The sequence below is a fragment of the Accumulibacter sp. genome (assembly GCF_036625275.1).
GTDB lineage: Bacteria > Pseudomonadota > Gammaproteobacteria > Burkholderiales > Rhodocyclaceae > Accumulibacter.
On the sequence record NZ_JAZKUD010000021.1, the window covers coordinates 14,482 to 29,033 of the forward strand.

Annotated in this window: 12 protein-coding genes; 6 read left to right on the forward strand and 6 right to left on the reverse strand. The window is 60.6% G+C overall.

Annotated elements, in window-relative coordinates; all coding sequences use genetic code 11:
* Positions 1-4: 4 nt before the first annotated feature.
* The gene (locus V5B39_RS09510) at positions 5-2,056 is read right to left on the reverse strand and encodes a TonB-dependent receptor plug domain-containing protein (protein WP_332342653.1); all 2,052 of its coding nucleotides are present in this window, start codon (positions 2,054-2,056) and stop codon (positions 5-7) included.
* A gap of 426 nt (positions 2,057-2,482) precedes the next feature.
* Here V5B39_RS09510 and rpsU point away from each other — a divergent pair, with 426 nt between their 5' ends.
* The 5 genes from rpsU (at position 2,483) to V5B39_RS09535 (ending at position 8,552) form a co-directional block, all read left to right on the forward strand.
* Positions 2,483-2,695, forward strand: a complete 213-nt coding sequence (rpsU, locus tag V5B39_RS09515; RefSeq protein WP_034910746.1) for a 30S ribosomal protein S21 — start codon at positions 2,483-2,485, stop codon at positions 2,693-2,695.
* 50 nt (positions 2,696-2,745) lie between these two features.
* Positions 2,746-4,533, forward strand: a complete 1,788-nt coding sequence (gene dnaG / locus V5B39_RS09520) for a DNA primase (RefSeq protein WP_332342654.1) — start codon at positions 2,746-2,748, stop codon at positions 4,531-4,533.
* Positions 4,534-4,585: 52 nt separating this feature from the next.
* The gene (gene rpoD, locus V5B39_RS09525; protein WP_332342655.1) at positions 4,586-6,532 is read left to right on the forward strand and encodes an RNA polymerase sigma factor RpoD; all 1,947 of its coding nucleotides are present in this window, start codon (positions 4,586-4,588) and stop codon (positions 6,530-6,532) included.
* Positions 6,533-6,689: 157 nt separating this feature from the next.
* Positions 6,690-7,250, forward strand: a complete 561-nt coding sequence (locus V5B39_RS09530) for a sugar transferase (protein WP_332342681.1) — start codon at positions 6,690-6,692, stop codon at positions 7,248-7,250.
* Positions 7,251-7,328: 78 nt separating this feature from the next.
* Positions 7,329-8,552 (forward strand): esterase/lipase family protein, encoded by a 1,224-nt coding sequence (locus tag V5B39_RS09535; RefSeq protein WP_332342656.1) that lies wholly within the window; start codon positions 7,329-7,331, stop codon positions 8,550-8,552.
* A 157-nt stretch (positions 8,553-8,709) separates the two neighbouring features.
* Here V5B39_RS09535 and V5B39_RS09540 read toward each other — a convergent pair whose 3' ends face one another.
* The 4 genes from V5B39_RS09540 to rpe form a co-directional block, all read right to left on the reverse strand.
* Positions 8,710-9,360 carry an SDR family oxidoreductase gene (locus tag V5B39_RS09540; protein WP_332342657.1) on the reverse strand — a complete coding sequence of 217 codons (651 nt, stop codon included), beginning with the start codon at positions 9,358-9,360 and terminating at the stop codon, positions 8,710-8,712.
* 156 nt (positions 9,361-9,516) lie between these two features.
* Positions 9,517-10,989 carry an anthranilate synthase component I gene (gene trpE / locus V5B39_RS09545; RefSeq protein ID WP_332342658.1) on the reverse strand — a complete coding sequence of 491 codons (1,473 nt, stop codon included), beginning with the start codon at positions 10,987-10,989 and terminating at the stop codon, positions 9,517-9,519.
* Complete coding sequence (locus V5B39_RS09550; protein ID WP_332342659.1) at positions 10,986-11,672, reverse strand: phosphoglycolate phosphatase; 687 nt, start codon at positions 11,670-11,672, stop codon at positions 10,986-10,988. Before V5B39_RS09550 ends, trpE begins: the two co-directional genes overlap by 4 nt.
* Positions 11,669-12,358, reverse strand: a complete 690-nt coding sequence (gene rpe, locus V5B39_RS09555; protein ID WP_332342660.1) for a ribulose-phosphate 3-epimerase — start codon at positions 12,356-12,358, stop codon at positions 11,669-11,671. The genes V5B39_RS09550 and rpe overlap by 4 nt, the downstream gene beginning before the upstream one ends.
* Positions 12,359-12,503: 145 nt before the next feature.
* Here rpe and apaG point away from each other — a divergent pair, with 145 nt between their 5' ends.
* Positions 12,504-12,887: a Co2+/Mg2+ efflux protein ApaG gene (gene apaG / locus V5B39_RS09560; RefSeq protein WP_332342661.1), complete on the forward strand. Its 384-nt coding sequence runs from the start codon at positions 12,504-12,506 to the stop codon at positions 12,885-12,887.
* A gap of 358 nt (positions 12,888-13,245) precedes the next feature.
* Here apaG and argJ read toward each other — a convergent pair whose 3' ends face one another.
* Positions 13,246-14,484, reverse strand: a complete 1,239-nt coding sequence (gene argJ, locus V5B39_RS09565) for a bifunctional glutamate N-acetyltransferase/amino-acid acetyltransferase ArgJ (protein ID WP_332342662.1) — start codon at positions 14,482-14,484, stop codon at positions 13,246-13,248.
* Positions 14,485-14,552: the final 68 nt, after the last annotated feature.

Consider the following 14,552-nt stretch of genomic DNA (forward strand, 5'->3'; position numbering starts at 1 on the left):
GGTCTCAGAATTGCCACCTGGCCTTGACGTACATGCCGCGCTGCAATTCGAGTTGTTGCGAGGGCAGCAGGCTGGGGACGAACTCGGGATGGCTGTGATCGAGAAGGTTCTGGCCGACCACCGACACTTCGAGGTCGCGTGTCGGTTTCCAGGCATAGCGCAGATCGAGGGTGGTGTAGGCGGGAACGACAATCCGGGAGTTTTTCGCGCCGAGCGCGCTGACATGGCGCAGCCAGAGGTCGAAGCGATGTTTGTCGGACAGTGACAGCGACGAACGCAGCGACAGTTGATGTTGCGGATCGCTGGCGTTGATGTTGTTCGCATTGTTGACCGAGGCCGGATCGCCGGTTTTTGCAGTGGCATCGAGACGCAGGTAGCTGTAGCTCGGCTGGATTCGCCACCACGACAGCGGGTACCAGTCCACGGCGATTTCCACGCCATGCGCATGCGCCTTGATGCTGTTGTCCGGGATGATGTCCTGGATCAGGTACGGAGCCCGCGCGAAGACAATCTGTTGCGTGCCCAGCATTGCCGACCGCAGGTCGTCGTACTGATTGTAGAAAGCCGCGACATCGGCGGACAGACTGGTGGAAAATTGGTGCCGGTAACCGAGCTCATAGGCGAGCACGGTCTCGTTACGCAGCTGGTGATCGTCGGGGATGTTGCGGGTCAACAGCGGCAAGGGCGTTGGATTTCCTGCGGCGCCGGGCGGGGTGACCGAAAAAAGGATTTCTCCATCGAGTTCGGCACGCGAAGGAGTGCGCACCGCACGCGCGACCGAAGCCCACAGCGACTGGCTGTCGGAGGGCGTCCACATCAGACGCGCGTTGGGCAGCGGTTCGACGCCGGTGAAGCTGTTGTCTTCGACGCGCAGGCCGAGCATCAGCCGCAGCGCATTTGGCAAGAGGGTGATGTCGTCATAGACGAAGGCGCTCGCGAGGGTGAAGGCGCGACTCGATGGCTGCGCGACGATGATTCCCGTAGAGTTCATCCGGTCGCGCGAGTAACGGTAGCCCAGCCCCCAGATGAGATCGTGGTTCTGCCCGAGGAGGGTGCGATGCTGGAAATCCAGATCGACGGTGGTCCGATCCTCCTTGAAAGCGTCCTGCAGTTCGAGCTGGCTAAAGTCGATGTAGGCCTGCAGGGCGGCCTGCGAACCGTTGGCGAGCGTCCATTCGTTGCGACCGAGCAGGTGTCCACCCTTGCCACTCTGGCGCCGGTCGATCAGGGTGACGCCCTGCGGCGAGCCGAGGTCGGCGAGATTCCAGCGGTCGCCGGTCGGGCTGGAATACATTTGGCCGCTGAGCATCAGCCGATGATCGCTGCTCAGGCTCCAGTCGCCGCGAAAGCCGATGCGCCCGGCCTGCCAGTAGTCGTTGCCGGTGTGGCCTTCGGCGGTGACCGACTGGTCGCGCTTGAAAGCCTTGCCCCAGACGCGGAAATGACCATTTCCCGCTTCGCCGCCGTGGCGGAAAGCCAGCAGAGCGCGTTCTTCGCTGCCGGCCGCGGCAACCAGCAGGTTGCCCTGGGTGTCGCGTGCGCGGCGGGTGATGATGTTGATCACGCCATTGACCGCGTTGGCGCCCCACATCGCGGCACCGGGGCCACGCACCACCTCGATGCGGTCGATGTCTTCGAGCAGCGTATCCTGGTCTTCCCAGACCACGCCGGAAAAGAGCGGCGAGTAGATGCTGCGTCCGTCCATCAGCACCAGCAACTTGTTGCTGAAGCGGTCGTTGAAGCCGCGCACGCTGACCGCCCAGCGGTTGTTGGCGAGGCTGGCGACGTTGACTCCCGGCGCCAGGCGCAGGGCCTCGGGGAGGTTGGTCGCACCCGAACGTTCGATGTCGTCGCGGGTGATGACGAACACAGCCGCGGCGACATCGTGCAGGCGCTCGGCCTTGCGTGAGGCGCTCGTCACCTCGACGCCGAGCAGGTCTTCGAGGCTGATGTCGGGGGGGGCGAGAGCCTCTTCGGCGATGCCTGTGCCGGTCACGCAGGTCAGTGCGATGCCCAGGGCAAGGTGGCGGATCGGTGATCGGGGCATTGGTTTCATTCGTATTTCTCTTGTCGTTTTGCCGAATGCAGCGGCCAGGATTGTATAGGCAATTGGCGATTGCACGCTCATATCCTGCGGCAGCGTCACGGCAACGGATGGGGTGGAAAGTGGGCAGGCTGGTACGGACGAAAGTAATCCAAGTCAAGCAACGGACATTTGCCGGTAAACTTTAATGTGAAAGTCGCGTATGCGACTCACGAATCTCCCCTCCCCACTCGCGGGGGAGGGGCCGGGGGAGAGGGCAACGGTCATGACTTTCACGATCGGGGGTGCCTGGAAAAGTCATGACCGTTAATGTGAAAGTCGCGTATGCGACTCACGAATCTCCCAATCTGCAAAAACGTCCTTTGAATTTCTCGGCAACTACGTCTATAATGGACGGCTAAACTCCATTGTGGTGTTTCTTGAACTTGGGAAGAATCGATGCCTGCTATTCGCGTCAAGGAAAATGAGCCGTTTGAAGTTGCCATCCGCCGTTTCAAAAGAACTGTCGAAAAAACCGGTCTGCTGACCGAGTTGAGGGCTCGCGAGTTCTACGAGAAGCCCACCGCCGAGCGCAAGCGTAAGCTGGCGGCTGCGGTCAAGCGTCATCACAAGCGGATGCGCAGCCAGACCTTGCCGCCCAAGATGTACTGACACCGGATTGGCGTTGCCTGGATAGCCGCCCGTCTTCAGACGGGCGGCTATTGTCGCTTCTGAAACTGCAGTTGTTCAAGGGAGCCAAGTTGATCCCGGACACTTTCATTCAGGAGTTGCTGTATCGCATCGACCTGGTTGAGCTGATCGACGGTTACTTGCCACTGAAGAAAACGGGTGCCAACTTCGCTGCGTGTTGCCCGTTCCACAGTGAGAAGTCGCCTTCTTTTACGGTTAGCCCGAGCAAGCAGTTCTACCACTGCTTTGGTTGCAGCGCACATGGCAACGCGATCAGCTTTCTGATGGAGTATGCTGGCCTGGGCTTCGTTGACGCCGTCAAGGAACTCGCTGTACGAGCCGGCATGTCGTTTCCCGAGGAGCCGGACCACGCTCCGGCAGCGCTCGCTCCGAAATCGCAGGCGCTGGCTGAAAAGATGGCGAGGGCCGCGAAATATTACTGCCAGCAGCTCAAACGATCTGAAAAGGCGATCAATTACCTCAAGCAACGGGGCGTCAGCGGCGAAATCGCCCGCAGGTTTGGTCTGGGTTACGCGCCAGACGGATGGCAGAATCTCGCTGCCGCTTTCGACGATTACAGCAGCCCTGACTTGCAACTGGCTGGTCTGGTGATCAGCAACGAGCGAGGGCGCCTCTACGATCGTTTTCGCGAGCGGGTGATGTTTCCAATAGTCAACCAGAAGGGCGAGGTGATCGCTTTTGGTGGCCGTGTGCTTGGGCAGGGCGAGCCGAAATATCTGAACTCTCCCGAGACGCCTCTGTTCGAGAAAGGTCGCGAGGTATTCGGGCTGCCGCAAGCACGCGCAGCGATTCGCAAGCATGATACGGTAATTGTCGTCGAGGGCTATCTGGATGTCGTGGCACTTGCGCAGCATGGGGCGGGCAATGCGGTGGCCACGCTCGGCACAGCCACCACGGGCGTGCACGTACAGAAGCTGTTGCGCCAGGCTGAGCGCATCGTTTTTTGCTTTGACGGCGATGCCGCCGGACGCAAGGCCGCGTGGCGAGCCCTGGAGAACAGTCTTGAGGCGCTGACTGAACAGAAAAGCATTGCTTTTGTTTTTCTCCCCGACGGCGAGGACCCTGACAGTTTTGTCCGCCAACACGGCGGCGAGGCTTTTCAGCGGATGATCATGCAGGCGACACCGCTCTCCGATTTCCTGCTCGGTGAATTGTCGGCGCACTGCGACCTGAGCACTGCCGAAGGCAGTGCAAGGCTGGTCGCCGAGGCCAAGCCACTGCTTGGCCGTCTGCAGTCCTCGTTGCTGCGGCTGCAACTGGTCAAGCGCCTGGCGCAGGCCAGCGGTTTTTCGCAAGCCGAGGTCGAACGGCTGTGCGAGCTGCGACCGCTGACGCAGCCAGCGCCGGCACGCGCGCCGCGCCAGGCGCCTTCGCTGTTGCGGCCATTGCTGCGGCTGTTGCTCCAGAAACCGCAACTGGCCCCCAGCCTGCCACTCGACCTGCTTCCCGACAACTCGACTGAAGCCATGGCCGTGCGTCTCTTATGTGAAACGATTGCGGCTGCCGGTACCCAGCAACTGGCCTACCCGACCCTGATCGAAAGACTCAGAGGCAGCGAATGCGAGGATATCCTGTGTGCAGCCGCGGCTGAACTAATGCAAGAGTCTTTTGCCGAAGATCAGGTTGACGCTGAATTTACGGGTGCGGTCCAGCAACTGCTTGAACGCGCGCACAAACGAGTCTTCAAGCAATTGCAGGAGAAGGCTCGAAAGCTGGGTGTGAACGGACTGTCGAGCGAAGAAAAGCGTCAATACCTGGCGGCGCTGATGGCAAGCGGGCGACTCGGCGCCGGAGCATGAGGGGTGATATAATCAAAAGTTTTTCCAGTCTAACGCTATTCGGGAAATGGGCATGGTAAGGGAAAAGACAGTGACTACGAAGGCGGCAAAAGCCAAGGCAGCGGCAGACATTTTGGCGCAGGTCGGGAGTCAACCGGTACCGGTTGACGACGAGACGCGCAAGATGCGCCTCAAGACGCTGATCAAGCTCGGCAAGGAGCGAGGTTTTCTGACTTATGCCGAGATCAATGACCATCTGCCTGATGATGTGGTTGATGCCGAGCAGATAGAAAGCATCATCAGCACGTTCAACGACATGGGCATCCAGGTCTACGATGAAGCACCGGATGCCGAAACGCTGCTGATGTCGGATGCCGCCCCGGCAGCCGGCGCAGACGATGCCGATGTCGAAGAGCAGGCGGAACAGGCGTTGTCAACGGTGGACTCCGAGTTTGGCAGGACGACTGACCCGGTGCGCATGTACATGCGCGAAATGGGCTCAGTCGAGTTGCTGACCCGTGAAGGCGAAATCGAGATCGCCAAGCGTATCGAAGATGGCCTCAAGCACATGATCCAGGCGATCTCCGCCTGTCCGACAACGATTGCCGAGATCCTTAGTTGCGCGGACAAGATCGCATGCGATGAAATGCGCATCGATGAATTGATCGATGGGCTGATCGACCCTGAAGTTGATAACTCACTGGCAGAGTTGGTCGAGGAAGTGGCTGAGGACGAGGAGGAAGACGAGGAGGAAGACGGCGAGGCGGTTGAGGGTGCGGCGGCGGCTGCCTCGCTGCTCAAACTCAAGACCGAAGGGCTGGCACGCCTTGAGCTGATCAGATCGCATTACGCACAAGCGCATGGGGTCTTGCCCAGGAAAGGCTCCCAGGATAAAACCTACCTCAAGCTCCAGCAGCAGATCTCGGAAGAGATGATGGGTATTCGCTTCACTTCGAAGACCATTGAGCGCCTGTGCGATTCGGTGCGTGCGATGGTCGATGAGGCGCGAGCCTGCGAGCGTAAGATCCAGCGAATCTGCGTCGACACGGTGCGGATGCCGCGGGCACATTTCATCAAGGTTTTCCCCGGCAACGAACTTAACATTGACTGGGTAGACGCCGAGATCGCTGCGGCCGGCAAGACCTATGGCGCGATTCTCTCGCGCAACGCGCCGAACATCAAGGAAGAGCAGAGGAAATTGCTTGCTCTGCAGGATCGCATTGGCATCCCGTTGCGCGAGTTGAAGGACATCAACAAGCAGATGTCTACCGGTGAGGCCAAGGCGCGCCGCGCCAAGCGGGAAATGACTGAAGCCAACCTGCGACTGGTGATCTCGATTGCCAAGAAGTACACCAATCGCGGCCTGCAATTTCTCGATCTCATCCAGGAAGGCAACATTGGTCTGATGAAGGCCGTCGACAAATTCGAATATCGACGTGGCTACAAGTTCTCGACCTATGCTACCTGGTGGATTCGCCAGGCGATCACTCGCTCGATCGCCGACCAGGCACGGACCATCCGCATCCCGGTGCACATGATCGAGACGATCAACAAGATGAATCGCATTTCCCGGCAGATTCTGCAGGAAACCGGCCTGGAAGCCGATCCGGCAACGCTCGCCAAGAAGATGGAGATGCCGGAAGAGAAGATTCGCAAAATCCTGAAGATCAGCAAGGAGCCGATCTCGATGGAAACGCCGATCGGCGACGACGACGATTCACACCTTGGTGATTTCATCGAAGATCATGCGACGCTCGCACCGACCGAGGCTGCCCTCTACTCGAGCCTGCGCTTCATCACCAAGGATGTGCTGGACACCCTGACTCCACGCGAAGCAAAGGTGTTGCGCATGCGCTTTGGTATCGAAATGAATACCGACCATACCCTCGAGGAAGTCGGTAAACAATTTGACGTGACTCGTGAGCGTATTCGTCAGATCGAGGCCAAGGCACTTCGGAAGCTTCGCCACCCATCACGCTCGGATAAGCTGCGTAGCTTTCTGGATAACGGCAATGGCTAGTGGAAGGTGAGGAAGTCTTGCGTATGCCATTCCACGGTAGATAGACGTCATTCGACGTGTCGATGGCGTCATCGCGCCTTTTCTGCGCGCAGGCAAGCACCATCTCAGTCGCCACGCCGTTTCCAGCAGGGCGAAAATGCCCATGAAACGTTTCCCGATCAAGCGCTTTTTTGACGTGTTACTGGCCTGTCTGGCGGCGGTGTTGCTGTTGCTTCCTGCGAGTATGGTCGCTCTGTTGGTCAAGTTGTCCTCGCCCGGACCCGTGCTTTATTGGTCCGATCGCGTTGGACGGGCCAACCGGATTTTCAGGATGCCGAAGTTCCGCAGCATGCGGGTTGGAACACCGGCTGTGGCGACCCATCTGTTGACCGATCCACAGGCTTGCCTGACACCCGTGGGTTCGTTCCTGCGCAAATCCAGCCTCGACGAACTACCTCAGTTGTGGAGCATTCTGGTGGGCGACATGAGCTTTGTAGGGCCGCGCCCAGCCCTGTATAACCAGTATGATTTGATCGCCCTGCGCAGCGAGTGCGGGGTGCATGAGTTGCTGCCGGGATTGACCGGTTGGGCACAGGTTAATGGTCGCGATGAACTGCCGATTGTCCAGAAGGTCGAGCTCGATAGCGAGTATCTGCAGCGCCAATCGTTGTGGCTAGATATCCGGATACTATGGCTGACTTTCGCCAAGGTTCTGCACGGCGAAGGAGTATCGCATTGACGGCCGGCCGGCCGGGCAAGCAAGACGGACTTGCCAACTGCGGGTTCAGGACTTCCCCTCACGCTTCAAGGACAACCCATGTCGCATGATGGTAGAAAAGACTTCGGGCCGTCGCAGCAAAGAACCGGTTACAGTCACGTTGCTAAGGCAGCGGTTCAGGAAACCACGTGGTGCGTCAAGGAAATGCATGCAGCGATTGCCGGCCAGTCTTTCGACGTCCTGCGGCGAATTCCGCTGCTTTGTTGGCCGGCTCGACTCGTGCAAGCCGCTCATGACGTCATTTCAGCAGGCGTCTACGCGGCCATTTACCACGGCAGCGGTGGTTTGCTCGAAACCGCGGCAATCCTGGAGAGGCGACGCCAATTTCCGGATAAACCGCCAGGGCGCTTGGTGAGTAGCCTGCACAGCGCACTCAACGGGGCATTCGGAGACCATCTTGCAGCCAGCAACAACCGACTGGCGATCAACATGGCCATACGGGTGAACGGCAAGGTCGTGCCGCTACACACCGATGCGCTGCGCAGTGCTTTTCCCGACGCGGGCAGACGCCTTTGCGTTTTCGTCCACGGACTAGGGTGTGACGAACACTGTTGGGAATGTGCTGATCCCGGTGAAGCTGCAGTTGCGTCCACCACTCATTTCGGGCGCCAGGTACAGGCTGAATTCGCCTGCACCCCACTCTACCTGCGCTACAACTCAGGCCTGCCGATTTCCGAAAATTGTGCACAACTGGCGGTTCTGCTCGAGCATTTGCTGGCAGCCTGGCCGCAACCGGCTAGTGAACTGCTGATCATCGGTCACAGCATGGGCGGGCTGGTCGCTCTTGGCGCCTGCGATCAGGCGATGGCGGCGGGGATGCAATGGCCGCAGTCGACACGGATGCTGATTTGCCTCGGATCACCGCACCTCGGCTCACCGCTCGAGCGACTTGGGCAGTTGGCAACCGTGGCGTTGAAATTCACTCAAGTCACCCGCCCGCTCGGGAATATTGCCGCGACACGCAGTCAGGGTATCCAGGATCTGCGCCATGGCCCGGGGGCTTCACGGACACTATCCAAGCCGCATAAGATGGCTTTCCGCTTCCTGGGAGCCAGTCTCACCGAAGACGTCGAGCATCCGATCGGCGAATTCCTGGGCGATGGACTGGTGCCACTGAGTAGTGCGATCACGCATCAAATCACGGGTGACGTCCAGTGCGCCAGGCTGGGTAAACTGGGTCACCTGAGAATGCTGAACGACACGCGCGTTTATCGGCAGATCAGCGAATGGCTCGGTGTGCTCGATACGCCGGCAGAACGTTGAGGTGGCAGGACTCACTCGATGGGGTGCAATTGAAAGTGTTGGTCGAAGCCCCTTGTTCAATGGAGATGGGTTGACATCGGTGGTCGCCCTCGCGAGGAGGGAAGGGAGTCTATCGATTCCTCCCAACACTTTCATTCACACTCCACTCGATAGGGGTTCAGGCAGGAAAGGTGGCCAGACGGATTTCCGGCACTTCCCAGATGCGCACTCCGGGTGGCGGGTCTTCCACCGCCCGGACTAGCGCTGTGGTCATCTGTTCGATGTCGACCAGGCCGAAGCGCCGGATTGCCTGGCGTGTCAACGGCAGGTACTCGAACAGGCGGTAGGCCGGGAGAAGCAGTAACGGCCAGCGGTGGCCGGGTCCGAGCACATACCAGGGGCGCAGAAAGCTGGCTGCGATGCCACTGGCGCGAATCAAGGTTTCGGCCTCGGCACGCGCTTCTACGTAAGCTCGCATCACCGGTGCAGGTTGGGCAACGCTGAGATAGAGCAGATGCTTCACCTTGGCCTCCATCGCCGCGCTCAGCGCCGCGCGAGCCGAGGCGAGATCCACCGTCCGGAATTCCATGGCCTTGGCCGGCCCAGGGTGGGCAACTCCTATCAGATGGACCAAGGTGTCGGCTCCGTCGATCTGTTGCGCGTAGCTCGGGGCATTGAGCGCGTCGCCGATGACGATGCGGCAGCCGGGCGCAAGCCGGTGTGCCGACCTCGGCCGTGTCAGCGCCGCAACCCGATGGCCACGTGCGAGCAATTCCGGAATCAGGCGGCTGCCGATGTAGCCGGTGCCGCCGGTCACGAAGACGTGCATTCTGCCCTCATCTGAAGTTTCGTTGGGTAAATCAATGCCTTTCCATACGCACAGAATCGTCGCATGGATGCGCAATTTCAGATTGGGAGGCAAACCATTGCGCAGCCCTATATCGTCGCCTGGATGACCGAGCAGCTTCGGGCCGATGCCCCGATGTTATAAACGGGTATCGAGACCGTGTTCAGCGAGTTCGGCGGCACGCAGTACGGCGCGGGCCTTGTTCTGCGTTTCTTGCCATTCGGACGCCGGGTCGGAATCAGCGACGATGCCGGCACCCGCCTGCACGTGCAGTTGGCCGTCCTTGATGATGGCGGTGCGGATCGCAATCGCCAGGTCCATGTCGCCGTTGAACCCGAGATAACCGACCGCGCCGGCATAGATGCCGCGTTTGACCGGTTCAAGCTCGTCAATGATCTCCATGGCCCGGACCTTGGCCGCGCCCGAGACGGTTCCCGCCGGGAAGGTGGCCTTGAGCACGTCGAGTGCGTTCAGGCCTGGCCGTAGTTTGGCTTCGACGTTCGAGACGATGTGCATCACGTGCGAATAGCGCTCGACGATCATGTTTTCGGTAAGCTTGATCGTACCGACGCGAGCGACACGGCCGATGTCGTTGCGACCAAGGTCGAGAAGCTGCACATGCTCTGCGCGTTCCTTTTCGTCGGCGAGTAACTCGGCAGCGAGTTCCTGGTCTTCATCGAAGGACACGCCACGTCGGCGTGTGCCCGCGATCGGTCGGACAGTGACCGTGTCGCCTTCGAGACGGACGAGAATTTCGGGTGAAGCGCCGACGACATGGAAATCCTCCAAGTCGAAGTAGAACATGTACGGCGACGGGTTGAGCGAACGCAGCGAACGGTACAGCGCCATCGGGCTGGCAGCCAGGGGTTTGCTCATGCGCTGTGACAGGACCACCTGCATGATGTCGCCCTCGGTGATGTAACGCTTGGCTTTCAGTACCGCTTGCCGGTATTCCGATTCACCAAACATCGAGGTCGCGGGTTGCGAAGACTGCGGCACTTCCGGCGGAATGCGAACCGGTTCGCGCAGGCGGGCGAGCAATTCCCTGAGTCTGGCCTGCGCTTTCGGGTAGGCGCCGGGAACGCCGGGCTCGGCATAGACGACCAGTGTCAGCTTGCCGGACAGGTTGTCGACCACGGCAATTTCTTCCGAAAGCAGCAGCACGATGTCGGGAATTCCGAGGTCGTCCGTTTTCTGGGAGCGTGTCAGCCGGGTCTCGATATAGCGGACGGTGTCATAGCCGAAGCAGCCGACCAGACCACCGCAGAAGCGTGGTAGACCTGTGGTGGGAGCCGCACGAAAGCGCTTCATGTACTTGCCGATGAAGTCGAGCGGGTTGGTGTCGTCTTCGCGTTCGGCGATGCGATTGCCGTTCAGCACCAGCACCTGATGCGCGTTGACCACGATCCGCGTCGGGCTGGCCAGACCGATGATCGAATAACGGCCAAAGCGCTCGCCGCCCTGCACCGATTCGAGCAGGTAACTGTAGGGGCTGTTGGCGAGCTTCAGGTAGATGGACAGCGGCGTATCGAGATCGGCGAAGGTCTCAAGGGTTACCGGGATGCGGTTGTAGCCTTCGCCAGCGAGGCGATTGAAATAAGCTTCGGTCATGCGCGGATCAGGAGTTGGGCAGCTTCTGCAAGGGACGAGACTATAGCATCACATGCCAGATCACGAACATCTCGTCCTTCGTTGTAGCCGTAAGGGACCAGGAAAACGGGGCAGCTGGCCGCCCTCCCGGCATGAAAGTCATGCACCGAATCGCCGATCATGAGCACGTCGACCGGCGAAAAGCCCAGGCGGCCGCAGGCCCAGAGCAGGGGCATCGGGTCGGGCTTCGGACGCGGCAGGACGTCGCCGCTGACAATGACCTCGAAAAAGGGAAGCAGGCCGGTACGCTGCAACAGCGGCAGGGTGAATGCCTCGGCCTTGTTGGTAATGACGCCGAGGGGCAAATCGAGCGCCTTGAATGCCTCCAGGCCTTCGCGAACGCCAGGAAAAAAAGCGGCATTCCGACCGTTCTCGATACTGTAGTGGTGCCTGAAGCTGGCCAGTGCCGCCGCCGGGGGCGGCGTGGCATCGTCAGCGGCGGCCATCGAACCTGCCAGGACGCGCTTGACCAGGTTGGGAATGCCGCGCCCGACATAGCTGCGAATCGACTCGACCGAAATCTCGCTGCGACCCAGGTCGCGCAGCATGGCGTTGGCAGCGGCATGAAGATCGAGAACGGTATCCAGCAAGGTGCCGTCGAGATCGATCAGTACCGCGCGTACGGCAAGCAGTGAAGAGATCATGGCTTTTCCAGTTGTGCGCGCAGCGCGGCGAGGATGCTGTCGTAACGGTGGCGATCGCTGTCGCTGCCGGCGCCGAAAACTGCCGAGCCGGCAACAAAAGCGTCGGCGCCGGCGCGGGCGATGGCGGCGATGTTGTCCACCTTCACCCCGCCGTCGACTTCAAGCCGGATTCGCCGCCCGCTGTCCTGCTCATAAGCGTCGATTCTGGCGCGTGCTGCCGCAAGCTTGGCCAGTGTGGAAGGAATGAACTTCTGCCCACCAAAACCCGGATTGACGCTCATCAGCAGGATGATGTCCAGCTTGTCCATGACGTGCTCCAGGTAGTCGAGTGGCGTTGCCGGATTGAACACCAGCCCCGACTGACAACCGTTTTCCCGGATCAGGGCGAGCGTCCGGTCGACGTGTTCGGACGCCTCCGGATGAAAGGTGATGATGTTGGCTCCCGCCCGGGCGAAGTCGGGAACGATGCGATCAACTGGTTTGACCATCAGGTGTACGTCGATCGGTGCCTGCGTCAGTGGGCGGATGGCCTCGCAGACCAGCGGACCGATGGTCAGGTTGGGGACGTAATGGTTGTCCATCACATCGAAGTGAATCCAGTCGGCACCGGCGGCGATGACATTCACGACCTCTTCGCCAAGCCGGGCAAAATCGGCAGAAAGGATGCTCGGAGCAATCACGTACATGGCAGGGACCTCTGGGAAATTGGACTGGATTCTAGCGCGAAAAGGCTGCTCCGCTGAGAGGAAAGGCCCGCTTTCTCAACAGGCTTGTCATTACCCTCGGTTTGGTGTGCAATGCCGGTTCTGAACGTTCCGACATTGAGCACATATGGCCGCAAGCAAGAAATATGGAGTCGCCGTCAGCGCGATCCCGCAATATATCGCCGAGCAGTCGGACCCGGCGAACGATCACTACGTGTTTGCGTACACGATGACTATCGAGAACGTCGGAACTGTGCCGGCGCAGTTGGTTTCGCGGCATTGGATCATCACCGATGCGAGCGGTGAGGTCCAGGAGGTGCGTGGTCTTGGTGTTGTCGGCCGGCAGCCGCTGCTGCAACCGGGCGAGAAGTTTGCCTACACCAGCGGCTGCCAGCTCGACACGCCGGTTGGCACGATGCGCGGCAGTTACCAGTTGACGGCCATCGACGGCAGGCAGTTCGAGGCGGAAATCCCCGAGTTCACCCTGGCTGTTCCGCACGTTCTGCACTGATTGTCGACGATTGGGTCTCAAGCACGGCTACACGCTGCTTTCCCCGTTCTACGATGCCGTGCTGGCGGCCCATCTGCGCCGCGCGCGTATGCAGCCTCGCCTCCCTTGTCACAACAGGCGGCAGCGCTCGAAAGCGACTAGCCGGCGCTGGCGTCCGGCTGGTTCAGACGGGTTTGCTTGAAACGCGTGTCAGGTGGGGTTGATGTGAAAGTCGCGTATGCGACTCAAGAATCTCTCCTCCCCCTCGCGGGGGGCGAAGGCGGGGTTTCGCGGAGCACTGCTCCGTGCCGCCGTAGCCGGCCCGCGATGCAGCGCGGGCCGTGGGAGGGGTTGGGGGAGAGGGGAAAAGTCATGACCGTTAGCTGCGGTAGTCCGCATTGATCTGCACGTAATCATAAGTGAGATCACAGGTATAGACGGTGGCGCTGGCGGTGCCGCGGCCCAGTGCGACGCGGACGCCAATCTCGGCTTGTTGCATGATGGCGGCGCCGTCCTCTTCGCGATAGGAAGCGGCCCGCCCGCCCCTTTCGGCAACCAGAATCTCCGTTTGGTCGCTGCTCAACCAGACGCGGACCGGCGCTACGTCGAGATCATCAAGCTCCGCGTAGCCGATCGCGGCCAGGATGCGGCCGAGGTTGGGATCGGATGCGAAGAAAGCGGTCTTGACCAGCGGTGAGTGCGCGATCGCATAGCCAACGCGCTTGCATTCTGCGCGGTCGCGGCCTCCTTCGACGGTAATGCTGATGAACTTGCTGGCGCCTTCGCCGTCGCGAATGATTGCCTGCGCCAGTTCGACGGCGACGGCGATCACGGCTTCGCGCAGCGCTGCGTAGTCGGGTGCCGCTGCGTCGGTAAACTCGACGCCGGCCTGGCCCGTCGCGATCAGGAGAAAGGAATCATTGGTCGAGGTGTCTCCGTCGACGGTGATGCAGTTGAATGAGGCGTCGGCGGCTGCATGCAAGAGCTGCTGCAGCAGCGGCGTGGCAATGCCGGCGTCGGTGGCGATGAAACCGAGCATGGTTGCCATGTTTGGCCGGATCATTCCGGCACCCTTGCTGATGCCGGTGATGGTCACGATCCGGCCGGCGACATCGAGGCGTCGCGAAGCGGCTTTGGCGACCGTGTCGGTAGTCATGATGGCGTGTGCTGCGGCGTGCCAGTGGTTCTCCTGGAGATCGGCGACGCAGAGCGGCAGGCCGGCCACCAGACGATCGACCGGCAAGGGTTCGAGGATGACGCCGGTCGAGAAGGGCAGTACCTGCCGGTCGTCGATGCCCAGCAAGTGAGCGGTGGCGGCACAGGTATGCACCGCTGCTTGCCAGCCTTGCTCACCGGTACCGGCATTGGCGACGCCGGTATTGATCACCAGCGCGCGGATGTCGCTGCCAAGTTCGAGATGACGACGGCAGACCTGTACCGGTGCGGCACAAAAGCGGTTGGCGGTAAACACCCCAGCGACTCGAGAACCTTCTGCCAGCGACAGCACGACCAGGTCGCGCCGGTCAGGCTTGCGGATGCCCGCTTCGGAGACGCCGAGGCGAACGCCGGCGACCGGAAACAGTTGGGTGGGGGAGGGGGTGCGGTAATTGACGGGCATTGCAACCTCACGGGCGGAAACGGTCAGCACGGCCAGGGGGGTTTCCAGGGCACCGTCCCCGCACCCTG

What these genes read in the sequence shown, in the direction of transcription:
- V5B39_RS09510 (WP_332342653.1), bottom strand. Translation starts at nt 2,056, where the DNA reads ATGAAACCAATGCCCCGATCACCGATCCGCCACCTTGCCCTGGGCATC.
- rpsU (WP_034910746.1), top strand. Translation starts at nt 2,483, where the DNA reads ATGCCTGCTATTCGCGTCAAGGAAAATGAGCCGTTTGAAGTTGCCATC.
- rpoD (WP_332342655.1), top strand. Translation starts at nt 4,586, where the DNA reads ATGGTAAGGGAAAAGACAGTGACTACGAAGGCGGCAAAAGCCAAGGCA.
- V5B39_RS09535 (WP_332342656.1), top strand. Translation starts at nt 7,329, where the DNA reads ATGTCGCATGATGGTAGAAAAGACTTCGGGCCGTCGCAGCAAAGAACC.
- V5B39_RS09540 (WP_332342657.1), bottom strand. Translation starts at nt 9,360, where the DNA reads ATGCACGTCTTCGTGACCGGCGGCACCGGCTACATCGGCAGCCGCCTG.
- trpE (WP_332342658.1), bottom strand. Translation starts at nt 10,989, where the DNA reads ATGACCGAAGCTTATTTCAATCGCCTCGCTGGCGAAGGCTACAACCGC.
- V5B39_RS09550 (WP_332342659.1), bottom strand. Translation starts at nt 11,672, where the DNA reads ATGATCTCTTCACTGCTTGCCGTACGCGCGGTACTGATCGATCTCGAC.
- rpe (WP_332342660.1), bottom strand. Translation starts at nt 12,358, where the DNA reads ATGTACGTGATTGCTCCGAGCATCCTTTCTGCCGATTTTGCCCGGCTT.
- apaG (WP_332342661.1), top strand. Translation starts at nt 12,504, where the DNA reads ATGGCCGCAAGCAAGAAATATGGAGTCGCCGTCAGCGCGATCCCGCAA.
- argJ (WP_332342662.1), bottom strand. Translation starts at nt 14,484, where the DNA reads ATGCCCGTCAATTACCGCACCCCCTCCCCCACCCAACTGTTTCCGGTC.